General features: G+C 62.0%; 23 protein-coding genes. 10 read left to right on the top strand and 13 right to left on the bottom strand.

The genetic code is table 11. The features are described from left to right. Nucleotide 1 precedes the first annotated feature (1 nt). Entirely contained in the window at nt 2–949 is a 948-nt protein-coding gene (locus AOT96_RS07490; RefSeq protein ID WP_030536014.1) for a nuclear transport factor 2 family protein, read from the top strand. Nucleotides 950–985: 36 nt separating this feature from the next. Here the strand turns inward: AOT96_RS07490 and AOT96_RS07495 are convergent, their stop codons facing one another. From AOT96_RS07495 to AOT96_RS07510, 4 genes are all read right to left on the bottom strand, one after another. Further along, nucleotides 986–2,152: an alkane 1-monooxygenase gene (locus AOT96_RS07495; RefSeq protein WP_007730881.1), complete on the bottom strand. Its 1,167-nt coding sequence runs from the start codon at nt 2,150–2,152 to the stop codon at nt 986–988. A 420-nt stretch (nt 2,153–2,572) separates the two neighbouring features. After that, a complete protein-coding gene (locus AOT96_RS07500) occupies nt 2,573–3,556 on the bottom strand; it encodes an ABC transporter substrate-binding protein (RefSeq protein ID WP_030536016.1) in 984 nt (327 codons plus the stop codon). A 94-nt stretch (nt 3,557–3,650) separates the two neighbouring features. Beyond that, complete coding sequence (locus AOT96_RS07505) at nt 3,651–4,508, bottom strand: helix-turn-helix transcriptional regulator (RefSeq protein ID WP_050655982.1); 858 nt, start codon at nt 4,506–4,508, stop codon at nt 3,651–3,653. Further along, the gene (locus AOT96_RS07510) at nt 4,505–5,449 is read right to left on the bottom strand and encodes a D-cysteine desulfhydrase family protein (RefSeq protein WP_065351517.1); all 945 of its coding nucleotides are present in this window, start codon (nt 5,447–5,449) and stop codon (nt 4,505–4,507) included. Before AOT96_RS07510 ends, AOT96_RS07505 begins: the two co-directional genes overlap by 4 nt. A 56-nt stretch (nt 5,450–5,505) precedes the next feature. Between AOT96_RS07510 and AOT96_RS07515 the strand changes: the two genes are divergently transcribed. Beyond that, nucleotides 5,506–6,192 carry a dienelactone hydrolase family protein gene (locus AOT96_RS07515; RefSeq protein WP_065351518.1) on the top strand — a complete coding sequence of 229 codons (687 nt, stop codon included), beginning with the start codon at nt 5,506–5,508 and terminating at the stop codon, nt 6,190–6,192. Nucleotides 6,193–6,205: 13 nt separating this feature from the next. On the opposite strand, the gene AOT96_RS07520 is transcribed toward AOT96_RS07515, so the two are convergent. The 3 genes from AOT96_RS07520 to kynB are packed head-to-tail and all read right to left on the bottom strand — an operon-like array spanning nt 6,206 to nt 9,670. Then, nucleotides 6,206–7,639 carry an amino acid permease gene (locus tag AOT96_RS07520; RefSeq protein WP_003943087.1) on the bottom strand — a complete coding sequence of 478 codons (1,434 nt, stop codon included), beginning with the start codon at nt 7,637–7,639 and terminating at the stop codon, nt 6,206–6,208. 52 nt (nt 7,640–7,691) lie between these two features. After that, nucleotides 7,692–8,957 (bottom strand): kynureninase, encoded by a 1,266-nt coding sequence (kynU, locus tag AOT96_RS07525; protein ID WP_054187491.1) that lies wholly within the window; start codon nt 8,955–8,957, stop codon nt 7,692–7,694. Next, nucleotides 8,954–9,670 carry an arylformamidase gene (gene kynB / locus AOT96_RS07530; RefSeq protein ID WP_054187492.1) on the bottom strand — a complete coding sequence of 239 codons (717 nt, stop codon included), beginning with the start codon at nt 9,668–9,670 and terminating at the stop codon, nt 8,954–8,956. The genes kynU and kynB overlap by 4 nt, the downstream gene beginning before the upstream one ends. Before the next feature lie 137 nt (nt 9,671–9,807). Here kynB and AOT96_RS07535 point away from each other — a divergent pair, with 137 nt between their 5' ends. Both AOT96_RS07535 and AOT96_RS07540 read left to right on the top strand, forming a co-directional pair. Further along, nucleotides 9,808–10,299 (top strand): Lrp/AsnC family transcriptional regulator, encoded by a 492-nt coding sequence (locus tag AOT96_RS07535; protein WP_007730865.1) that lies wholly within the window; start codon nt 9,808–9,810, stop codon nt 10,297–10,299. 82 nt (nt 10,300–10,381) lie between these two features. Next, the gene (locus tag AOT96_RS07540) at nt 10,382–11,356 is read left to right on the top strand and encodes a phosphotransferase enzyme family protein (protein WP_065351519.1); all 975 of its coding nucleotides are present in this window, start codon (nt 10,382–10,384) and stop codon (nt 11,354–11,356) included. Between the two features lie 49 nt (nt 11,357–11,405). Here AOT96_RS07540 and AOT96_RS07545 read toward each other — a convergent pair whose 3' ends face one another. The 5 genes from AOT96_RS07545 to AOT96_RS07565 all read right to left on the bottom strand — a co-directional run bounded on the left by AOT96_RS07545 (nt 11,406) and on the right by AOT96_RS07565 (nt 16,466). After that, complete coding sequence (locus tag AOT96_RS07545) at nt 11,406–12,032, bottom strand: MBL fold metallo-hydrolase (protein ID WP_065351520.1); 627 nt, start codon at nt 12,030–12,032, stop codon at nt 11,406–11,408. After that, complete coding sequence (locus tag AOT96_RS07550; RefSeq protein WP_007730860.1) at nt 12,029–13,117, bottom strand: S-(hydroxymethyl)mycothiol dehydrogenase; 1,089 nt, start codon at nt 13,115–13,117, stop codon at nt 12,029–12,031. Before AOT96_RS07550 ends, AOT96_RS07545 begins: the two co-directional genes overlap by 4 nt. Before the next feature lie 148 nt (nt 13,118–13,265). Then, nucleotides 13,266–14,528, bottom strand: coding sequence for a helix-turn-helix transcriptional regulator (locus AOT96_RS07555; protein ID WP_065351521.1), 1,263 nt, complete (start codon nt 14,526–14,528; stop codon nt 13,266–13,268). A 22-nt stretch (nt 14,529–14,550) separates the two neighbouring features. Further along, nucleotides 14,551–15,720, bottom strand: a complete 1,170-nt coding sequence (locus tag AOT96_RS07560; protein ID WP_064074987.1) for a DUF4185 domain-containing protein — start codon at nt 15,718–15,720, stop codon at nt 14,551–14,553. A gap of 119 nt (nt 15,721–15,839) precedes the next feature. Beyond that, nucleotides 15,840–16,466, bottom strand: a complete 627-nt coding sequence (locus AOT96_RS07565) for a type 1 glutamine amidotransferase (protein WP_007730853.1) — start codon at nt 16,464–16,466, stop codon at nt 15,840–15,842. A gap of 209 nt (nt 16,467–16,675) precedes the next feature. Here AOT96_RS07565 and AOT96_RS07570 point away from each other — a divergent pair, with 209 nt between their 5' ends. From AOT96_RS07570 to AOT96_RS07595, 6 genes are all read left to right on the top strand, one after another. Beyond that, nucleotides 16,676–17,179 (top strand): PASTA domain-containing protein, encoded by a 504-nt coding sequence (locus tag AOT96_RS07570; protein ID WP_065351522.1) that lies wholly within the window; start codon nt 16,676–16,678, stop codon nt 17,177–17,179. A gap of 129 nt (nt 17,180–17,308) precedes the next feature. Continuing rightward, nucleotides 17,309–18,085 carry an aspartate/glutamate racemase family protein gene (locus tag AOT96_RS07575; protein ID WP_225320168.1) on the top strand — a complete coding sequence of 259 codons (777 nt, stop codon included), beginning with the start codon at nt 17,309–17,311 and terminating at the stop codon, nt 18,083–18,085. Nucleotides 18,086–18,121: 36 nt separating this feature from the next. After that, the gene (locus tag AOT96_RS07580) at nt 18,122–18,805 is read left to right on the top strand and encodes a GntR family transcriptional regulator (protein ID WP_065351523.1); all 684 of its coding nucleotides are present in this window, start codon (nt 18,122–18,124) and stop codon (nt 18,803–18,805) included. A gap of 62 nt (nt 18,806–18,867) precedes the next feature. Then, the gene (locus AOT96_RS07585) at nt 18,868–19,245 is read left to right on the top strand and encodes an ArsR/SmtB family transcription factor (RefSeq protein ID WP_050655974.1); all 378 of its coding nucleotides are present in this window, start codon (nt 18,868–18,870) and stop codon (nt 19,243–19,245) included. Further along, nucleotides 19,242–19,838 carry an SRPBCC family protein gene (locus AOT96_RS07590; protein WP_065351524.1) on the top strand — a complete coding sequence of 199 codons (597 nt, stop codon included), beginning with the start codon at nt 19,242–19,244 and terminating at the stop codon, nt 19,836–19,838. The genes AOT96_RS07585 and AOT96_RS07590 overlap by 4 nt, the downstream gene beginning before the upstream one ends. A gap of 133 nt (nt 19,839–19,971) precedes the next feature. Beyond that, nucleotides 19,972–22,011: a YhgE/Pip domain-containing protein gene (locus AOT96_RS07595; RefSeq protein WP_065351525.1), complete on the top strand. Its 2,040-nt coding sequence runs from the start codon at nt 19,972–19,974 to the stop codon at nt 22,009–22,011. Between the two features lie 6 nt (nt 22,012–22,017). Here AOT96_RS07595 and AOT96_RS07600 read toward each other — a convergent pair whose 3' ends face one another. Next, on the bottom strand, nt 22,018–23,217 hold the full coding sequence (locus AOT96_RS07600) for a DUF4185 domain-containing protein (protein WP_065351526.1): 1,200 nt from the start codon (nt 23,215–23,217) through the stop codon (nt 22,018–22,020). Between the last annotated feature and the right edge of the window lie 2 nt (nt 23,218–23,219).

The following is a 23,219-nucleotide window of genomic DNA, read 5'->3' on the forward strand; positions in this document are numbered from 1 at the left end:
TATGAGCAACCTTCGTAGGCGCGCAGCCTGGATGACTGTTCCCGCTGCCGCCGCACTCCTGCTCACCGCGTGCTCCAACGACGCGGAATCCGCAACGCCCAGCAGTTCTACGACGTCCACGAGCGTTGTTGCCGAACAGGGCGATCAACTCGAATCCAACAAGACCGTCGTCACGGACTTCTACGAACTGGCGTTCAACGGCCGTCAGGTTCAGCAAGCCGCCGACCGGTACCTTGGCGACGTCTACATCCAGCACAACCCCACCGCCGCCGATGGGGCAGCCGGATTTGTCAGCGGCATAGGCGGTTACGTCGAGGCCACACCCGGATTGCATGCCGAGATCACTCGCGTTTTCGCCGAGGGCGATCTGGTTGCCCTCCAGTCCCACACCACGTCTGCACCCGGCGACCGCGGCCAGGCGGTATTCGACATCTTCCGCGTCGACAACGGCAAGATCGTCGAACACTGGGATGCCATTCAAGACGTGCCGGAAACGTCCGCGAATCCGAACACGATGTTCGACGGACCCACCTCGTCGCCGTCCAAGTCGTCAGAAGTCTTGGAGCGCAACACGGCCAACGCGTTGACGTTCCTGCAGCTCGCCTTCAACGAAGGCAAAGCCGCCGAGGCTGCCGACCAGCTGGTCGGTCCGACCTACACGCAGCACAACCCCTCGTTCGCTGACGGCAAGGACGCATTTGTCACCGCACTGGCCGGGATCGAACCCGTTACCGAAGACAAGGCCACCAAGTTTCCACGGACGGTAGCCGAGGGCGACTTCGTCTTTGTTCAGACCTTCGCTTCGTCCGGTGAGGGAACGGCCGGCAGCGGCTCGATGGACATCTTCCGATTCGACGAGAACGGCAAAATCGTCGAGCATTGGGACGCCGTCCAGGACTACCCGTCGACGACTGCAAGCGGCAACACCGTGTGGGACGACGGTCGCTGAGACGACAACTCCGAACAGTTCAGAGAGGGATGCGGATCAGCCGACGTTGATTCGTTCTGTGTCGCCGTCGTAGTAGTCCAACAATCTCTGATCCATCACCCGGCGCCACAGCGGTGGAATCCACGCGATCACGATCATCACTGCGTAGCCGGCCGGAAGTTGCGGCGCTTCGGCCGCGCTACGCAGACTTTGGTACCGCAGCTTCGGGTTGGCGTGGTGATCGCTGTGCCGCTGCAGTTGGTAGAGAAACAGATTGCTCACGACGTGATCGCTGTTCCAACTGTCAGCGGGGCTGCAGCGAACGTACGAGCCGTCGGCACGCTTGCCACGCAGCAGGCCGTAATGCTCGAGGTAGTTCGCGGCTTCGAGGAAGGTGAATCCGGCAACTGCCTGCAGCAGGAGCCAGGGCGCGACCTCCCAACCGAAGATACCGATCAGCGTCGCGAAAAGGACAACGCTCATCGCCCAAGCGTTGAGAATATTGTTCTCGAAGCTCCAGGTTCGTTTGCCTTTCCGCTGGAGTCGAGCGCTCTCGATCCGCCAGGCAGAACGCAGGCCGCCGAACACACTTCGTGGCAAGAACCTCCAGAAGCTCTCACCGAACCGCGAGCTGGCCGGGTCCTGCGGAGTCGCTACACGCACATGGTGGCCGAAATTATGTTCCACGTAGAAGTGCCCGTAGAGAGATTGCGCAAGCGCCACTTTCGCGAGCCACTGTTCGATCTTCTCGCTCTTGTGGCCGAGCTCGTGGGCCGCGTTGATACCGACGCCGGCGACGACGCCCACCGTGAACGACATCGCGATCTTCTCCGCGATTCCCATCGGAGCGTTGATCCAGCACCAGCAGGCGAAGACCAGACCGGCGTATTGCAAGGGGAGGAACGCGTAAGTGCACCAGCGGTAGTAGCGGTCCTTCTGCAGTCGTGGGATCGCATCGTCCGGCGGACTTTCGCCGTCTTCACCGGCCAGCATGTCGATGATCGGGATGACGATGACCAGTAGCCACGCGCCGGTCGCCCAGAACAATCCGAGACGAAGGTTGTCGACGAGAATCCAGGAGAGGAACGGGCTGAGTGGAATCAGCAATCCGAGCGGCCACAGGTACCTCTTGCGGTCGCGCCAGCGCGGATTTTCGCCGGACGGCGAGTCGGTGTTCTGGACAGCGTTCGATTCGGTACGCCGTGCGTCGGAAGTCGCTGTCATTCGCCGATCTCGCCTTTCGTCCCCTCGAACGATTCGCCCCACGCACCGTTCACGCTCAGCAAACCAGAACTAATGTCCGGACGGGTATGGTCCCGAAATCCAGAGCGCCCTGCTCGAAAGACGGCACGAGCGCTTGTACTCACCAAAAACTCCCCCGCACATCACTGCTCACCCCGACAGTAGATACGGACAAAATACCCCACGGATCTGCGGGGATGGCGACCACCTCCGCACGTCGCCGAGGATCGATGATCCCTGCCAGGGCAAGGTCGAACCGCGTCGCCCTCGTCGAAGTAACGGTAACCGGCAGTGACAGAAATCATAAGCAGAGGACAGGATTTCCGCTCGTAGTGGCGACCAAAAAGACTGCGCGCCCTCAACTGGTCAGTTGCGGGCACGCAGTGAAAAGGTGAGCAAGCGTCAGAGTGTTGCAAACACCTTCGTTTTCACTTCGTTCAGCCAACCGTTCGCAGTCACGAAGTCTGTGACGCTCGACTGCAATCCGAAGACGTGCCCGGCCTGCGCCGCCGGCAGCCTCGTGAAGAGGTTGTCGTCGAGGACCGCCTGAACCGCCGCACTGGTCGACCCGTCCGCGTTCAGCGGATACAGCACGACCGTCACGCCGTTCAGGATGTCGGCCAACTGCTCCATCGGATAGGACGCGTATCCGGCATCGGTGTAATTGGTCGGAACACCGGGCCCGTACGCCAATCCGAGTTCGTTGACCACCAAATTGCCGATCGCACCGGTGGGCTGCTGAACCGAGAAAGCGCCGGGCGCGTCTCCGAGTGAAATGTGAATCCACTTGTTGGTCGCGATCACGTCGGCGTACTCGCCACGGACACGTTCGAGATTCTCTTCGTAAGCAGTCCGCGTCGACTCGAGCACGTCGGTTTTGCCAATTGCCTCAGCAAGCTCGGTGGTGATCTTCTTCCAGTCGCCTCGGCTCTCTCCCTTGACGATGACGGTGGGTGCAATGCCGGACAGACGGTCGAACGCCGCTTGGTCCACCTCGTCGGCGTCGCCGACAATGATGTCGGGATCCGCCGCAGCGATCGCTTCGAAGTTCATTTCCCCGAAAGGCCCGATGGTCGGGAGCCCGTCGACGAAGGCCTGCTGCTCCGGCGTGAATTCACTGATCCACTTGCCGTAGTCCTGCACAGCAGCCGGTTTCACTCCGAGAGACATGAGCTGCCAAGGAGTGTCGTACGACGCGGCGACGACGCGCTCAGGTGAAACCGGCACCTCGATGTCCCCGTACGCCGACGCGACGGTCCGGACGTCCGTCTGCTCGGAGTCGGCCGACGACGAGGAACAGCCGGTCACCACCATCGCACCTACGACGGCAACCGCCGCCGCTGCGATGACTCTGGAACCGAAAGAAAATGATCGAATTGCGCGCACGCAGAACTCCTACAGGGTGATTGTTTAGCCAACCCTAAGTTCATTCTGCGGCACGGCACAAGTCCGATCGAGGCACTTAGAGTCGCTGTTCGGACTAGTCCTGTAGCCAATCGGTCATTGGCGCGCGCGGATGATCGATCAGGCTTGCAAACTCCCCCGGCGTCACGCCCATCGTTCGACGAAAAGCCGCACCGAACGCGCTTTCGGAACGAAAACCCGTCTTCCGCGCCACAAACGAGATGCTTCGACCGAGTGCCAGAAGTTGCATCGCATGATGAGCCCGCAGTCGCATACGCCATTCCGAGAAGGTCAATCCGGTTTCGGCCGGAAACCGTCGTGTGAGAGTCCTCGTACTGACCTTCGCGTCGGTGGCCCACTCCTCGACCGATCGGGTGTCGGCCGGGCTGGCAACCAACTGATCTGCGATCTGCCGAAGCCACGGCGTCGTCGGCAGCGGCACATCGAAAATCAGTCGCGGAACGGGTTCGACGAGGTCGATGGCAAACGCCTCGGCTCGTCGACGAGCCGCGTCGGTCAAGTCGTCTCGGGTGAGGTGATCGAGTACTTGTTCGAGCAGCGGAGGGGTGGACAAGGCCACCACACGATCCAACCCGGTCACATCGGATGCCACCAACCACGTGCACGACAATTCTGTGCCGCTGCGCGCTGTCACCTCGTGGGGAACAAAGGACGGGATCCACAGACTGACTCCGCTCGGCACCGTGTACACAGTCTCCGGAGTACGGACCTCGAGAACACCGTCGATCGCCCACAGCAATTCGTGATCGCTGTGGCGGTGCATCTCCCAGGTGTAGTCGGAATCGACGGCCAGCCGATTGGTCGCCAACCGCAAGTACCCGTCGGCACTGACGCGCAGCGGTCGAACGACGCGTTGCCACTCGGACAGTTCGTCGAGCGGACTGCTGAGCGGGTAGTCGATCTGCTCGCTCACCGCAGCGTCGACAGTTCGGGATGTCCGAACAGGCCAGGCAACCCACCGGTGTGCAGGAAGACCGTTTTTGATCCCGCCGTGATGGCTTCGTCCTTCACGAGTTGGATCAATCCCGCAAAGGCTCGGCCGGTGTACGTCGGGTCGAGGAAGATGCCCTCAGTACGAGCCAAACATAGGATCGCGCCGGCTGATGCTTCCGTGAGCGTCGAATATCCTTGTCCAACTTGGTTTCGCAGGATCTGAAGATCTGCGGCTCGCGCGGTCGGACCAGGCATCTCGTCCAACAACCCAGCGACAGTCGACACCGGGTCGGCAACAGCCCCGACGTCGACGCCCACAACTCTGTCGACGCCCAGATGCGCGACAAGGCCTGCCATCGTTCCACCCGATCCGAGTGCAACCACGACGCGATCGACGCCGGCGAGTTGCTGTTCGATCTCGCGTGCGCAGTCCACGTATCCCTGCGCAGCCACCGCGCTGGTACCACCGAAGGGAATGACAAAAGGTACACCGCCCGAGTCCGCGACGGCCTGCACCGCGGCGTCGAGCGCGGATGCCGTGTCCCCACCGGCCCAGACGATCTCAGCGCCCGCGAGTGCATCCAGAACGAGATTTCCCTGCGCGGATTCCGGCTCGGCACCACCGAGCACCAGCACACAACGCAATCCCAAACGGGCTGCTGCCGACGCAGTCAAGCGAGCGTGATTGCTTTGCGGTGCACCGGTAGTGATCAGAGTCGTCGCGCCGACGGCCAAAGCCTGAGCGCAGGTGTACTGCAGCTTTCGGATCTTGTTGCCGCCGCCGCCCAGGCCGGTGACGTCGTCACGTTTGATCCACAGATCTTCCGGCCCCAATCCGAGTGCCTGCGCGCAACGCGCCAGAGGTTCGACGGGCGTCGGCCAACTGCCCAAGCTGATCGGCGGAACGGCGGAACTCAACATTTGACGAGTCTAGTTCGACCGTGCACCTACAGGCTGGGCTCGCATACAGTCGGGACATGGGAACTTTCACGACGACCACACGTGATGTACCGCTGACCGTCAGCCGACCGGATTCGCCGAGTGAACCGAGACATGCGGTAGTAGTTCTCCAAGAAGCGTGGGGCGTGAACCAACACATCGAGAGCATCCTCGAACGCCTCGCCGATGCCGGCTACCTTGCCGTCGCCCCGCATCTCTACCACCGCGGCGCACAGACCTCCTTCACCGACTTCCCGTCCGCGAAGGATGCGCTCATGGCACTCGACAGCACAAGCATCGGCCACGACGTACGTGCCGCCGTCGACTACAGCCGATCCGAGGGAGCAGACAAAGTCGGCTCCCTCGGATTCTGCATGGGCGGCACCGCATCCCTGTGGTGTGCCGCCGTACCCCTCGTCGATTCCGCTGTCACGTACTACGGTGGCGGCGTTGCAGAAGCCCGATGGGATGGGATTGCCGCAGGCACCGAACTTGCAGCGCAACTGCAGGTCCCGTGGCTCGGTCACTACGGCGACTTGGATCCGAGTATCCCACCCGAGAGCGTCGAGCAATTGCGCGCAACCGCCTGCGATCTCGCTCGGGTGTACCGTTATTCCGACGCCGGCCACGCGTTCAACAACGACACTTCGGCCAGCCACTACGCCCCGAACTCTGCTGCCCTCGCGTGGACCCGCACTATGGAGTTCTTCAACGAAACCCTGTGATTGCCAGCGCGAGTCAGGGCACCCGCTTGACCACCGTGCCGGTGATCTCGTCCTGAACCTGCTCAGCCGTCACCGCTCGACTCTGTGCCCGACGTGAGCGGGTGAAGTAGTAGATGCCGATCACGGCGAGGACAAACGGTACTCCGAACACCAAGGTCATCTTGAAATCCTCGACCCACAACGTCGTGACGAGGATCGCGACCATGAGGACACCTCCCAGTATCGTCCCCACCGGGAAGAACGGAATCGTGAAGGAAAGTGTCCGTCCTTCGCTCGCCATCCGTTTGCGAAAGAACCAGTGCGTCACGAAGATCAGCAGCCACGTCGCCATCGCCCCGAACATCGACAGCGAGATCATCAAGGTGAATGCCTGCTCGGGAAAGAGCACGTAGACGATGGTCGCGACGGCGATACCCGACGTCGACAGCAGCAAGGCATTGACCGGTGAGCCGTTGGCCCTGACCTTGCCGAGAATGGCCGGCGCGTCACCAGCACGTGAGAGCGAGAACATCATTCGCGAAGACACGTACAGCTGACTGTTCATCGCGGACAGTGCGGCAATGATCACCACGAAGTTCAGCACACTGTCTGCGCCCGGGATCTTCACGACCTGCATCACCGTGACGAAGGGACTTCCGCCGCTCAAGATCTTGTCCATCGGAGCGATTGCCAGAATCAGGGCAAGCGTTGCGATGTAGAAGACGAACAGTCGGACGATCGTCACACGGAACGCCTTCTTCACCGCCACCGCGGGGTTTTCCGCCTCACCGGCTGCAATGGCGATCATCTCGATGCTCAAGTAGCTGAAGATCGATACGATCACGGCAAACCACATGCCGGACAAACCATTCGGGAAGAATCCGCCACCGGCCGTGTAGTTGTGAAATCCGTAGTCCGGGTTCCCGCTACCGAACACTACGTACGCTGCCATCACGATGAACGCCACGATCGCGAAGACCTTGATCGTCGAGAACCAGTACTCCATCGTTCCGAAGGCCTTGACGTTGAACATGTTCACGCCGATCAGCACTCCGGAGAACAACACGATCCACAGCCATGACGGTACGTCGGCGAACCAGAACTGCATATACTCACCGATTGCGGTGACCTCGGTACCGACCGCGAGGACGATGCACGACCAGTAGAGATAGCGAACGAGGAAGCCGATCAACGGTCCGACGTAGAACTCTGCGTACGCACCGAACGAACCTGATGTCGCATGTGCAACAGTCATTTCGGCGAGGGCACCCATCAGCAGGAGGGCGATCAACCCGCCGATCGCGTAACTGATGATGACGCTCGGGCCGGCAAAGCCGATGGCGAACTTACTGCCGAGGAAGAGTCCGGTGCCGATTGCACCGCCGAGCGCGATCATGCTCATCTGCTTGGGGCCGAGTTCGCGTTTGAGACCTGATTCTCGCTGCTGAATGTTTTTGAAATCACTCATGAAAGCTCCTTGCGAAAGGCGGTACCTCCCGGTCCGCGGAAACTTGGAAGAATCAGGTGACTGCGTCGCGCTCGCGGAATTCGGGGCGATCCCAGGACTTGTTCTCGAGGATGTCTCGCAACACGTCGACGGCGTTCCACACGTCGGCGTATCCGAGATAGAGCGGAGTGATACCGAACCTCAGCACTCCTGGTTCGCGGTAGTCGCCGATGACGCCCCGCGCGATGAGAGCCTTCATGATGGAATAGCCCTCGGGATGAACAAAACTCACGTGCGATCCACGACTCTCGTGTTCGCGCGGCGTGATCAACTCCAAACCGTAAGCAGCGCAACGCTCCTCGACGAGGCTGATGAAGAGATCGGCCAGCGCGAGCGACTTGCTGCGGATGTCGGCCATGTCAGCTTTGAGCATGACGTCGAGACCACACTCGACGAGTGACAACGACGTGATGGGTTGAGTACCACTCAGAAACCGTCGTATTCCTGCGCCGGGTTCGTAGGCCGACTCCATCGCAAATGGTCGCGCGTGCCCCCACCACCCGGACAGCGGCTGGATTCCGGTGTTCTGATGGCGACGGTTGACCCAGATGAATGCAGGTGAACCCGGACCACCGTTGAGGTACTTGTACGTACACCCCACCGCGAAGTCGGCGTCGGCACCGCTCAGATCGACAGTGACGGCGCCGGCCGAGTGTGCGAGATCCCAGATCATGAGGGCGCCACGTTCCTGCACTGCTGCAGTGACTTCCGTCATCGCATACAGGTTTCCGGTGCGGTAGTTGACGTGCGACAACATCACTACGGCGGTGTCCGGTCCTACTGCTTCGGTGAGGTCGCCCGGTTGGTCGATCAGGCGTAGTTCGTATCCCTGATCGAGCAGCGAGATGATGCCCTCCGCAATGTAGAGGTCAGTGGGGAAATTGTCGCGCTCGGAGACGATCACCTTCCGGCTGGGATCCTGTGCAGCCGCGATGGACAGCGCGGAGGCCAATGCCTTGAACAGGTTGATCGACGTCGAATCCGTTACTACCACTTCGCCTTCACCTGCTCCCAGCAACGGGGCAAGTTTGTCACCGAGGCGGACCGGGAGGTCGAACCATCCAGCCTCGTTCCAACTGCGAACCAAGCCGTTGCCCCACTCGTCGCCGATCACTCTCGCGGCGCATTCCTGCGCGGCAATGGGACGCGCGCCGAGCGAGTTTCCGTCGAAGTAGAGAACGCCCTCCGGAATCGCGAACTCGCGGCGGAACTCCCTCAGGGGATCCACTGCGTCGGCCTTGACGCAGTCTTCCAACGAAAGTGTGGTTGTCGATGTCATGACGATTCTTCTCCTGCATGTGTCGGCGTTGAGGGTGATGAAGGCAGAGTCCGGAGCACGGCGCGTACCGGGCTGGCATCGAGGTCGAGGAACTTCAGCGGCAGTGCGATCAACTCGTAGTAGCCTTCGTCGACGTCGTCGAGGCAAAGTCCTTCGAGGATCGCGACGCTACGATCGCTTGCCGCGTGGTGCCCGTCCATGGTCTTGCTGTCCATCGGATCGAACGAGGCGCCGTCGATTCCGATCAGAACTCCACCGCGGTCGGCGAACCAGTGGGTCAGCTCCGGAGATACACCGGCGAAGTCGTTGTCCCACTTGCGTGGGTACTTCGGGTACGTCCTCAGAATCAGCCGTTGCGGCAGATGTCCGCCGAGTCGCTCCACCGTCTCTTCGACGGGCCTGATGCAGGCGGCACCGTCGACCCCCGTCATGTCGACCACCAGTGCTTCGCCGAGATAGGGCTCGAGGGGAACGGAACCAATGGTCGCGCCGTCGATGCGAGTGTGCGCCGGCGCATCGGCGTGAGCACCGATATGCGGAGTGGTGGTGATTCGGTTGATGGTGACGGCGTCACTGCCGCCGAGGTCGGACGTGACAGCGCGGGTGAAGGCGGTATCGCCTGGCCACACGGGCGTCGATTCGGAGATCGGCGGGCTGATGTCGATCAACCGCGCCCTCCAGTCGCCCGTGTGGCGGCCGATCCTCGGAAACATCCAGACCCCTTCGTCGCAACAGTCGACTGTGTCGATCTCGACCGTTTGATAATTCGATGTGTTTGGCAAAAGCTAGGATCATCGACGGGCGCGGTCAATAGATGCTGAATATTTTCGCGACGGCAGGGAGAAATCGGATGATAAATGCGATCGAACGGGCAGCTGCCGCAGCTCGGCCGAATCATGTTCGGCTCGACGACGTCGATACAGCGATTCTCCGCGAACTCGTCCGGGATGCACGCATCCCCAACAACGCACTCGCCGAGAAGGTCGGGATAGCGCCGTCGACCGCTCTGGCGCGGATGCGTGCGCTACGCGAATCGGGCGTCATCAAGGGGTTTCACGCAGACATAGACCTCGAGCTACTCGGCCTCGAGATCTCGGCGATGGTGTCGATTCTGATTCACTCCCACGCCAGGAGCCGGATGACGGAAATTGCCGAGCACCTGAGCGGATTGGATTCCGTTCAGCGAGTGTTCCTGATGAGTGGGGACCGTGATCTCCTGGTACACGTGTCGTGTGAATCCCCCACTCGGCTTCGCGATTTCGTCAGCGCGCACCTCAACGATCCGGCCATCGCCAATACCCAGACCAACCTGATCTTCAGCGAACTGAGTCAAGGCGGCTGAACTGCAGCTGTCGCTAAGGCGTCTTCGGGTGCTTCCGAGATCGACACCTCGATTCGAACTTCCCCCACTAGAGTCGAACGGCATGTTGCCACTCGGGTTGTCCATGCTCTGGGAGTCGGTGGAGTCGGAAGCCGCTCTGAAGCAGCGATTCGGATTCAACAGCTTCGGCGCAGCCACCCATTGGGTCTCGGCGGTACTCGAGCAGACTTGGGGATTGACGGCCCTCGAGTGCTCGCGAATGGCGATCAGTGACCAGAACGCGATTGTGTGGGTTGCGAGCGACCGAGGTGGGCTGGTGGTGAAGTGGTCGCGCGACACAGAGCGCTTCGCGAACCTGGAGGCGTCGACGCGCCTGCTGAGCGCACTCGCCGCGCAGGGCGTGCCCGTTCCGTCACCAATCACGTCCCTGAACGGATTGGACCGGGAAACACTGCTGGACCGGGAAACACTGGAAGGGCCTTCGTGCGCAGTGTCATTCACCGTACTGCCGGAGTTGGCGGGAGATTGGTTGGACGTGCAGGACCGCGTGGCGGTCCGTTCGGCAGGAGCATGTCTGGCAGAAATACACCGAACGCTCGGCGCCACCCATGTCGACGGATCGGTTTTCTCGTCGCGCAGCACCGGGTTGAAGGAGCGCATCGGTGGTTGGCTCGAGAATTTCGACCGCGGGTTCGCGCCTGAGGCAACGCGTAGGCTCGTGGGCCTCCTGGCGCGTGCGTCCGAGCTCGATGACCAAACTCAACTGGTACACAACGACTTCCGTGCAGCCAACATCTTGACTCGAAACTCTCGGACCACCGGAGTACTCGACTTCGACGACGTGGTGATCGACCACCGGGTGAGCGACCTGGCCAAGGCAAGCGTCTATCTGGGCACCCTGTTCACCGATTGGCGACCGACACCGATCGCGGTACGGCAGAGCCTGCGCGCCGGCTACGAATCCGTCCGTCCCCTCAGCCGATCCGAGACAGAATGGTTCGAGATCCTCGAACTGTGGCACGGCCTGATGGCAATCCCGGGTGAGAACGACACCGCCGGTTGGGCATCAGCGTTGTGACAAAAGTGGGGACGCCGGTACCGGCGTCCCCACTTCGCTTCCGATCACATCAGGATCCGGCGCGGATCCATTCTTCGAGATGCGGCGCCTCGGTACCGATCGTCGTGCCGTCGCCGTGACCGGTGTGAACCTTGGTCTCGGAGGGGAGCGCGAACAGCTTGTCGCGAATGGACCCGATGATGGTCGGGAAGTCTGAGTACGACCGCCCCGTTGCGCCGGGTCCACCGGAGAACAAGGTGTCGCCGCTGAACAGTTCCCCCGCCTCGGGCAGGTAGAGGCAGGTCGACCCCGGGGAATGGCCCGGTGTGTGGATGGCCAGAATGTCCGTACCCGCCACAGCAATACGCTGATCATCTTCCAAGCTCAGATGCTTCACCCCGGGGTGAGTCATCTCCCAGAGGACATCGTCGGCCGGGTTCAGGTAGATCGGAGCGTCGAGTTTCTCGGCCAGCTCCGGCGCAACGGTGACGTGGTCGTTGTGGCCGTGGGTGCAGACGATTCCGATCACCTTGCGTCCACCGACAGCGTCGATGATCGGCTGCGCGGTGTGAGCTGCGTCGACGATCACCACTTCGTTGTCGTCACCGATCAGCCAGATGTTGTTGTCGACGTCCCATGTTCCGCCGTCGAGGCTGAACGTGCCCGAGGTGACGACGCGATCGACTCGCAATGTCACAGGACCACCACCGAACGGAGAACCTCGCCGCGGTGCATCGTCTCGAATGCCTTCTCGACCTCGTCGAGCTTGATGCGCTCGCTGACGAACTTCTCGAGCGGCAGACGCCCCTGCTGGTACAGGTCGACCAGAACGGGGAAGTCACGCTCGGGCAGGCAATCGCCGTACCACGACGACTTGAGGGCTCCGCCGCGCGAGAAGAAGTCCACCAGCGGCATTTCCAGCTTCATGTCCGGCGTCGGAACTCCCACCAGCACTACGGTTCCCGCGAGGTCGCGGGCGTAGAACGCCTGCTTCCAGGTCTCGGGACGGCCGACTGCGTCGACAACCACGTCGGCGCCGAAACCTCCGGTCAGCTCCTGAACTGCTTCGACGACGTCGTCGACCTCGGTCGCATTGATCGTGTGCGTGGCACCAAGTTCCGTGGCCCACTCCAGCTTTCGTGGATCCCGGTCGATGGCGATGATGGTATTGGCACCGGCCAGGCGTGAACCCATGATCGCTGCGTCGCCGACGCCGCCACACCCGATCACAGCCACCGAATCACCGCGTCCGACGTTGCCGGTGTTCATCGCGGCACCCATGCCGGCCATGACGCCGCAACCGAGCAGTCCGACGACAGCCGGATCGGCCGAGGCGTCGACCTTGGTGCACTGGCCTTCGTGAACGAGCGTCTTGTCTGCGAATGCGCCGATGCCGAGTGCCGGCGTCAGTTCGGTGCCGTCTTCGAGCGTCATCTTCTGCTCGGCGTTGAACGTGTCGAAGCAGTACTGCGGGCGGCCACGCTTACACGCACGACACTGCCCGCATACTGCACGCCAGTTGAGGACGACGAAGTCGCCCACCTCGACGTGAGTGACACCGGGGCCGACGCTCTCGACGATGCCCGACGCCTCGTGCCCGAGCAGGAACGGGTACTCGTCGTTGATTCCGCCGTCGCGGTAGGTCAGGTCGGTGTGGCACACACCGCACGCTGCAATGGCGACCACTACCTCGTTGGCGCCGGGATCGGGGATCGTGATGGGGACGATTTCGACGGGGGCACCCTTGGATCGGGCGATGACGCCGCGTACCTGCTGTGGCATGGCTTTGCTCCTGGCTTCGTGCGATTGAGGACGTGTCGTCACATGGCGCCGTGTTTTCACATTGCGATATGTGCACTCGTTGAAAGGTTAGCCCGAAGTAGGTGCCCGCAACCCTGGTCGAACTGACTGACCGACCTGGCCGAAAGGACTAGGGTGCAGGCTTCACGCCGGCCTCGGCGCCCGCGGCGGCCGCCGCACCCCGACTCTCGACGCCCAATTTTCGCAGGACCCCGGCAACATGAAACTTGACTGTGCTCTCACTGACGCCGAGTCGCTCCGAGATTGCCTTGTTGCGCCGTCCGGCCACCAGATGCTCGAGTACCTCGAACTCCCGCGGAGCCAGTTCCGTCAGGACGTCGCGGTTCGGTAGGGCGACGGGCGCGTCGAGCGGGATGGTTGCGCTGATCCGGTTCCCCCACCCGGGCGTCGACTCGGATTCGACGGTTCCACCCAAAGTCTCTACCCTCGAACGTAATTGGCGTTCCACGTCGATCACGTCGGCTTCACCACCACCGTCGTCGCGGATGTCGATCGAGAGCGAAGCCGCGTCAAGGGTCCAGGCCACCCGGATTCGCGAGAGCGTCTGCTGATCCGACAAGGCCAAGACCGCGCCGCGGACGACCGCGCGGGCGCCGTGCGCCACTTCACCGGGTAACCCACGCCCGTCGACGGGTGGCTCCACCAACTCCAACGCGATTTCCCGATGCTTGAGCAGCGAACGCAATTCCCCACGCATCCGCGCAAAAGCGGTGGTGGTCGACTCTTCGGCCAACTCGCGGTGCACGTCGACGGCTGAACGCAGGCCGATCAGAGCCGAGGCCGCAGTCTCCCTGGCCGAGGTTCGCGCACGTGTGTCGTCGAGATCCGCCGAGCGCAGCGTCGCCAGCATCGTCTCGAGGGTGGCCGCATGCACCTCCGTCATCTCTGCCACGGTGCGTGCACGCTCGGACGACGCTGCCCGCGACTCGGCGAGATATGCCGGGCTCGCGTTCCGGACCTGGAGCTGAATTCCGGTTGAAGTCACTGCGAACAGTGCCTGGATCAATTCGAGGGATGCTGTCTTCACCGGTACGGGGTGCGGCGTCAGCATGAGTAGGGTGTCTGTTCGATCGAGCATCGCGAGCACTTCACGGTCTCGGCCGGCGATAGCGCACTTTCCCCGAAATATCTGTCCGACAGTGAGATCCGTACGGATACGGTCGAGTTCGGCGATGGTCACACGATCGACGACGGCTGGATCCCCGGCAACCTTGCGCGGCCTACCGGTGCACTCACGGGTGAAGATCACCAGAGAGGTGTGCGGCGCCATGTCCGCGATCAGCGTCGAAAATCGTCGGCCGATTTCGGGAAGTGGTCCCACCAACACGTCTCGAAGGGCGGTGATCAGTAGCGCATTGTCGGTGGTGCTCACTGTTCAACGATAACCATCCGGTTCACTGGTGCAGCGTGGTCTTCATGAGCATCACGTTGTAGTCGGACCACGTGGTGGCGAGAAAGTAGAGGTCCTGCCCCTGCGACCAGGGGTGCATGTACGCGCCGTAGAGTCCCGGAACCTCGTCGGTGCCGATCACGACGTCCGGTGCGCTCCACGGGCCGGTCAGGTCCGAGGCCGTCCGCAGCACCAGCGCTCCCCACTCGTTGGAGTACATCGCGACGAACTTTCCGAGATAGTTGTTGTACTGCACCGACAGTTCGCTGACATCCCCGTCGAGAACTACTGCAGCGGCAGCAGGATTGTTGGGGACCCATGCCTTTCCGTCCCAGTATTCGTACGCCGCGACGTCCGCGATGGAGGCTTCCTTGACTCGCGAGAGACGCCCCTCGCCAAAGCGTCCGGCGGGGGTGCCGAAGTTGTAGACGTAACCACCGTCTTTGACGAAGGACCCCATCTGGAAGTTGTCGTTACCTGTCAACGGCAGATTGGGCCGGGACGAGGCCGGTTCGATCTGCCAGGTCTCACCGTTGTCGTGCGAGGACGCGATCTGCGAGAAGTTGGTGACCCACTCGCCCGACCCTCCCCACGAACGTATCGACATGTAGTTGACGTACTGAACGCCGCCCACGGAGATACCCGTCGTCGGAATACTGCTGGTTTCGACGCCGGTGACTTTCAGACTTCCGATGATCTCGCGCGAGTGATTCGGTCGGTCGGTCGGTGAGGAGTCGATGTTCATGCCGTCGGACAGATTTCCGTCCGAGCTACGGAACAGGACGTTGCTGCGCCAGTCGCCGACCACCCCGGAGCACAGAGGGTCAGATCCGATACCGACGGTGTCACCGAAAGCTGTCAGGACCTGACCTGCGCCGTTGTCCCACATGATGCCCAGATCCGTGCCGAGAACGTTGAACCGCTCGACGGTTTGGTTGGGGCTCAGCGCGCCCGTGATGTACTCGACCGCCGAGGTGCGGCCTTGCAATTCCGGCAGTTTGCCATCCGTGCCGTTGAGCCAGGGAATCGGATTGGTCGGCCCACCTGATTGATCCAAGCTCCCGGTGACATTGCAATCCCACGGGGATGCATTGGCCTGGGTCGCCCCCAAGACCGCGGTCGACGCGAGTACACACGTCACTGCTGCTGTCGATATCTTCCGCATCCGGCGCATCGCTCCCCTTTCGCGGGGGAGATCCGGACTCTACGAGGTGTGTTGCTCGACCGGATCGGTTCATCCACCCACGAGAACACAAGGTAACAGGTAAATCGGTCAATCAGGACAAAACGGGCTTATTCGGTGGAGATGGATTTCAACCATTTCTCCATCACGGCTGCGGCAATCTCGAGCCCCTGCGACTCGGCTGCACTCAACTGCTGCATGAAGATGCGCGGACCGTCCGCTCCCAGCGAAGCATGCAGCGAATCGCGGTACTCGGCCAGTTCCATCCACTCGCGCGCCACCGCGGAGGACGCTTCGAGGTGAAACTGAACGGCGTAACTCTGCTTGTATCGGAAGAGTTGATTCGGATACTTGGCTGAACCAGCGAGCCGCACCGCGCCGTTCGGAATGTCGAAGGTATCCGAATGCCATTGCATTGCAGGAAATGTGGAGGGCAGATCTCCCCACACGGGATCTTGCCGGCCCTCGACAGTCAAGGTGATCTCCTCAACTCCGACTTCAGGCACAGCGCCCGTGTAGACGCGAGCACCCAGCGCCGCGGCGAGCAACTGCGAACCCAGACACACTCCCCACACCGGGACGTCGCTCTCGACCAGATCGCGAATGTATTCGATCTCGGATGCCAACCACTCGACCTCGCCCTGATCGCCGACGCCCATCGGCCCGCCCATCACGATCACGGCGTCGAACCGTCGATGTGCCGGAAGCGGGTCGGTGCCCAGAAGAACAGTCTGCACGTCTCCGTAGCTCTCCAGGACAGGCGAATACGCCGCTGGGGGTTCACACTGCGCGTGTCGTAGTTCCAGAAAATGCATGTAGGCAATTCCTCTCGAATCCGGTGCCGAAAGCCTATGGTTCTATTCGACATAAGGCACATCGACGGCGTCGGATGTGCTCTGCGCTCGAATCTCCGCTTTCATCGCCCCTTTACCGACAAGGAACGTCTGTGCGCGCACCACACCACTTTTCGACATCGATTCGCCCGCCCTCAACTGCCGTTCGCATCGGACTCAGCGCATTCGCCTTGGCGTCACTTGCCGCGTGCTCAGGAACAAGCACCGACAGCGAGGCCGAATCAACATCCACCGCGACCACCACTGCAACCTCGACAACTCAACCCACGACGACTCAGGCTCCATTGACCACCTCGGTGATCGGTACGACGAATTCTCCACTGGCCACGACCCCAGTCGCCGCGGAAGTGACGCCCGCTGCAGCTCCCGCGGTCATGCCCAACGTCGTGTGCATGAATCTTCAAGACGCACAGGACACCATTCAGTCGGCCGGAGTCTTCTTCTCCAGAAGTGCTGACGCAACCGGCGCGGGTCGACGCCAACTGGTCGATTCCAACTGGATTGTCGTCGATCAGACACCCTCTGCCGGAAGTCCTTTCGGGGAAATCGAAGCCGTGCTCTCGGCCGTGAAGATCGGCGAACCGAACCCCTGCTGATCGGCTGAGTTCTCGAACTTCGCAATTCCGGGAACACTGCGCCTTACTTGACAACTACCTCCGACCTCCTTCACTGTAGTCAACATTACGAGTATCCAATATATTGGATGCGAAAGGTTGGATTGCAGCATGAAGGTGCCACGAATACGGCAGAGCGCCAGCTCTCCGGCGTCCATGAGCGACCCCGTCATCGGAATACTCGGAGGCATGGGGCCCGCCGCTACTGCCGACTTTTACTCCAAACTCGTTGCGCTGACACCAGGTTCGACGGATCAGGAGCACCCCAAAGTTGTCATCTGGGCCGATCCCACCGTTCCCGACCGGACATTGGCACTCACCGAGAACGGCCCTGACCCCACTCCGTGGCTGATCCGCGGTGCGCGCGTTCTCCGAGAGTCGGGCGCGACGACGCTCGCCATCCCATGCAATACCGCCCACGCCTTCCTGCCCGCCATCTCGTCCCAACTGGGACTTCCCGTCGTCCACATGATCGACGAAGTCGCTCGGCACATCCGGACGCTCTCACCCGCCGTCACATCCGTCGGACTATTGGCCACCACGGGGACGGTCCGCACCGGGTTGTATCAACAATGGCTGTCGGAATACTCGATCGACGTCCTGGTGCCCGGACCTGCGATCCAGGACGAACTGGTGATGCCGGCGATCCGAGCAATCAAGAGCGGCAACGTCGGAGACGAGACCACCGACAAGCTCGTCAGGGCCGCTGATCTTCTCGTCGAATCGGGCGCGCAGGTCGTCGTGGCCGGGTGCACCGAGATTCCGCTCGGACTGCCCGCCGACGCCACAACCTGTCAGATCATCGATCCGGCAACAATTCTCGCCCGCGCTCTGCTCCGGCGGGTTGCGGATGCCCGGAGACACCCTTCGATGGTCGTTTCGGGCTGACCTGCAGCAGGGAGGCTGCAGAGTACGATATCCAGTATGTTGCGTGGCGGTAAACCGGTTGAGCGAGCACGAATGAGCGACATCGCTCTCGAACGCATTCGCGAAGCGATCGTCACCGGTGAACTGGCGCCGGGCTCGAAGATCAAGGACAGCGAACTCGCCGAGTATCTGGGCTTGAGCAGAACTCCGGTCCGCGAAGCGCTCGCAAGGCTGGTCGACACCGGACTCGTGGAAGCGAAACCTGGTGCGTACACGCGCATCACCACCCTCGACCGCGGCGACGTCGAGACAACACTCGCAGTCATCGAAGCTCTCGACCAACTGGCCGTCGTCACCGCTGTACCGAATCTCACCGACGAGATGATCGGGGCGATGCGTTCGGCCAACAAGGACTTCGCTGCCGCCGTCAAACGAAACGACATAGGCCGAGCCCTGACCGCAGACGATCGCCTACACAGCGTCATCATCGACGCTGCGGCAAATCCGCTGTTGAAGAAGCTGATTCACCAGGTTCACCCACAAATTCACCGCATCTACTACCGCAAGTTCTCGAGCCTTCTCGGCAGCCAGGACTCCGTCGACCATCACAACAAGCTGATCGAGCTGTGCGCAGACCACGATGCCGAGGCGGCAGCGACACTGTCGGCCGAACATCGACGCCATCTCGGCGGGCTGATCGGTGAACTCTTCGACGCCGACGAGTTCGCGCTCTCGGACTGACCGACGCCCGAATACAAGTTTCGGCGCTTGCCTATATTGGCCATTGCCGATATAAATGACTGGTGCATGCGTTCGACGTTCTCGGAGACCCAGTTCGGCGAAGAATCATGGAACTCCTGTCCAGCGGCGAGCGCTCGGCGGGTCAGATCGCCGAAGTCGTGGCAGCGGAGTTCGGAATCTCGCAACCGACCGCGTCCGGGCACCTGCGAGTGCTCCGAGAAAACGGATTCGCCACCGTCCGCAGCGAAGGCACCAGGCGTCTCTATGCCGTCGAGCCCGCGCCATTGCAAGAAGTGGACCAATGGCTCGACGGATTCCGGCAGTTCTGGAGCGGTCCTCTCGACGCATTGGCCACAGAACTCGCACGCGGGAAACGACGCGGCTCGAAGCGGAGCAGATCTTCACAACCGAATTCTTCCGACGAAGGAGACTCACAATGACCGAGATCGCGAACCAGGACACCAGCCTCACCGCGGTAGAGCGGAGCATGGGCAACCGCGAGATCGCCGAAGGTTCGGCTCGAACAGCCGTACTCAAGCGCCGCTACAACGCGTCGGTCGACGACGTCTGGGACGCCATCACGACCCCTGACCGCATCAACCGTTTCTTCCTTCCGGTGAGCGGAGACTTCCAGGTGGGCGGCTCGTACGCCTTCGAAGGCCAGGCAAGTGGCGAGATCCTGGCCTGCGACGCCCCACACCTGCTGCGACTGCAGTGGACACCGCCCGGCGATCGCGGATACAGCGATCAGGTCGAGATCCGGCTGACTGCAGACGGCCCCGACGCCACCTGGCTCGAGTTGGAGCACGCCTCCGTCGCCGATGTCTTCCGGAACGACCCGGACACCGGCTGCTACGGCGTCGGAACCGGCTGGGAAGGCCCACTTCACTACCTGGGCGAATACTTGCGCGGCACTCTCCCTGATGCGCCGAGCACCGAGTGGTACACCTTCGACGAAGCAGAGGAGCTTCGTCTGGCCAACTTCCGAGGGTGGGAGTGGGCAAAGATCGAGGCAGAGCACGGCGGCCGATAACGCCCAATTCTTCGAAAACGGTCACAGGATGGCCGTTAGCTTTGTATCGTGACCGAGCTGGACGTATGTCCAGCAGTTTTGGTGGCTTCCTTTCGTGCCACACCTGCTTCGGTCCACGAGAAGAGAGCTCCACATGGCGCCACAACCCGTAGTCGACAACGCGGCCACGACGCGACGAACGCACATCATCCGGACAGTTCTCGCTGTCCTCGTCATCGCACCGCTGTCGATTGCGGCGTTCTACATGTGGGCACTGTGGGATCCGGGCGACACGGTCAACCGCTTGCCCGTCGCCATCGTCAACGCCGATGCGGGCACAGAACTCGACGGAACACGTCTGCAAGCCGGCGATGAAGTTGTTGCCGCGCTCGTCGAGAGCGGAGACGTTGCATGGAAGGTCGTCTCGGAACAGGAAGCCGCCGACGGCGTCAACGACGGCACCTATTACTTCTCGGTCGTCATTCCGAAAACTTTCAGCGCGGATGTGGCCAGTGCCGCATCGGGTTCGGGCAGCAAGGCCGAACTCGACGTCTTGTACAACGACTACAACAGTCTGGTCGCCGGCCCGGTCGGTGAAAGCATCATCGCTCAAGTGCGCTCGGCGGTCTCCGAGTCGATCGGCGAGCAGTCCATCGACCAGGTGCTGGTCGGGTTGGGTGAACTCGGAACAGGATTCGGTGAAGCAGCAGCAGGAGCGCAACAGCTGTCCGACGGATCCTCCGAAGCGCTTGCCGGAACCAACGAGCTCTACGCTGGAAGCAAGGAACTCGCCACCGGCATGGGCGAAGCAAATCAGGGCGGCAAGGAGCTGGCCGCCGGAGCCGGCGAGCTGGCTGCCGGAGCTGGCGAAGCTGCTGCAGGCTCGGGCGAGCTGAGCAGCGGACTCAACCAGTTGGTCGGGGGAACCGACGAACTCGGCGCAGGCGCCCGTCAGATCAGCGAAGTGGTCGACATGGTCACCACCCCGGTACTCGACCTCGCGGGGTCCTCGGACGCCGTCGTCGGTCAGATCGACGCCCTCACGTCGATGCTTCGAAACTCGGCCGATCCGGTCTCCGCCGGACTCGTCGAAGCCCTGGGTGGACTGCGGGCTTCCCTGACTGCACAACCCTCGGACGACGACGTGATCGGTCAGCTCGGTCAGCTTCGCGACGGCGCGCGGGAAATCTCGCGGCAGCTCACTGATCCGAGCAGCGACTACCGTGGTGGGCTCCTTGCCGCCGCGGCCGGTGCAGGTGAACTCAACACCGGCCTGGGCCAACTGTCCGACGGCGCAGGCCAACTCGCTACCGGTGCACAGGAACTCTCCACCGGGCTGGGGCAGTTGGACACTGGAAGTATTGCGCTCCGTGACGGTCTCGGGCAGCTATCGGCCGGCGTCGGCGAGCTCGACGCGGGCAGCGCGGAACTCGCCACCGGTTTGTCCGACGGTGCCGCCCAGGTACCGCAGTTCACGGACGACGAGCGCGCCACCACGGCCAATCTCCTCTCTTCCCCGGTTGCCGTCGACGCGCGGAACAACTATCCCGCAGCCGGTTTCGGGCCGGGAGCCGTACCTGCCGTGATCTCGGTGGCACTGTTCCTGTGCGGAATTCTCACGTGGTTCGTCGTCCGCCCACGACGCGGACGTTCACTGAACTCGCACACCAGCGTGGTACGTGAGGGGCTGCGCCGCTACCGCATTCCCGCCCTGGTCACCTTGGTCGCGGCGCTCGTGTTGTCGGTGGTGTCACTGACCGTGGCAAACGTCGAACCACCTAGTGTTCTGGCGATGATCGCAGTGATGATCCTGGTGGGTGCCGCCGCGGTCAGCTCGGGCAGGCTCTTCACCGTTGTGTTCGGTGCCGTCAACGGAACCTTCATCGCTTTGGGCGCCTTGATGATTCAGATCTTCGCCTTCGGCGCGGTATACCCCATCGAACAGATGCCGACGGTTCTGCAGTGGCTGCACGCTCTGATGCCACTCACGTGGGCGCGCAACGCCATGCGCATGGTCCTTGTCGGATACTACGGCCCGAAATTCTGGGTGGCGGTAATCGCTCTGGCTGCCTTGGTGATCGGAGCCGTCCTGTTCACCATCTGGTGGCGCCGCCGACAAGAACCGCCGACCGACGCCGATGACGACGCGCCGATCACCGAGGAGATCGTGTACCTCCAGCAAACGCAAGCGTGAGCCGGATCAGCGAACGAGCGTCGTACGCATCAACATGACGTTGTAGTCGGCCCACGTGGTGGCAAGGAAGTACAGATCCGAACCACTGGACCACGGGTGGATGTATGCGGCGTAGATACCGGGAACCTCGACCAGATTGACCAGTGTCTCCGGTGCCGTCCACGGACCGACCGGACTGGGAGCGGTTCGCATCACGATCGAACTGAACGCGTCGGCGTACATCGCCACGAACTTGCCGAGGAACTCGTTGTACTGAACGGAGACCTCACCGCTGCGGCCGTCCATGACGGGTACGGCCGCAGCGGGATCGGCAAGGATCCAGCCGTTTCCGTTCCAGTACTCGTAGGCGGAAAGATCGGGGATCGCCCCCTCGGGCACGCGAGAAAGTCGAACCTCGCCGGATCGTCCCGCGGGGGTTCCGTAGTTGTAGACGAACCCGCCGTCCTTCACCATCGAGCTCATCTGGAAGTTCTCGCTACCGGCGACGGGGGCGACACCCGCGGGAAGAACCCCACCGATGTTGGGGCGCAGAGTTTCCGGACGAGTGGTCCACGTTTCGCCGTTGTCCGAGGAGGTGGCAATCTGCGAGTAGTTCGTGCTCCACTGCCCGGCCTCGCCCCAGTTACGCACCGACATGTAGCTCAGATACTGCACACCGTTCACTGCGATGCCGCTCGTGGGGATGCTGGAGGCCTCGACACCCGGAATCTTCAGACCGGAAATGATCTCACGCGCCTGAGCTGTGCCGTCCATCGGCGCGCTGTCGATGCGCATACCGTCGGCCAGTACCCGATCCGAGCTGCGGAAGAGTACATTGCTTCGCCACTCGCCCACCAAACCGTCGCAGCCGGGGTTACGACTGAGCCCGGTGGTATCGCCGAAAGCGGTCAGAATCTGCCCCGCACCGTTGTCCCACATGATGCCCAGGTCGGTACCCAGGACATTGAAGCGATCAACGGTCTTGTTGGGACTGTATGTGCCGGTGACCTTTTCGATCGCGGTAGTACGACCGGATAGACCTGGCAACCCTCCGGTGTTGCCGTTGAGCCACGGCGCCGCATTGGCCGGACCACCGCTACTACCAACGCCACTGACTCCGACGCAGCCCGGCGCAGCCATCGCCGGCGAAGCCACCGCCGTGACGGCAGCAGCTGCCAGAGCAGCAACTACCCCGAACACCCCCAACGATCTCCCCGCGCGAAACATGA

The sequence above is a fragment of the Rhodococcus sp. 008 genome (assembly GCF_001682295.1).
Classification (GTDB): Bacteria; Actinomycetota; Actinomycetes; order Mycobacteriales; family Mycobacteriaceae; genus Rhodococcus_F; species Rhodococcus_F qingshengii.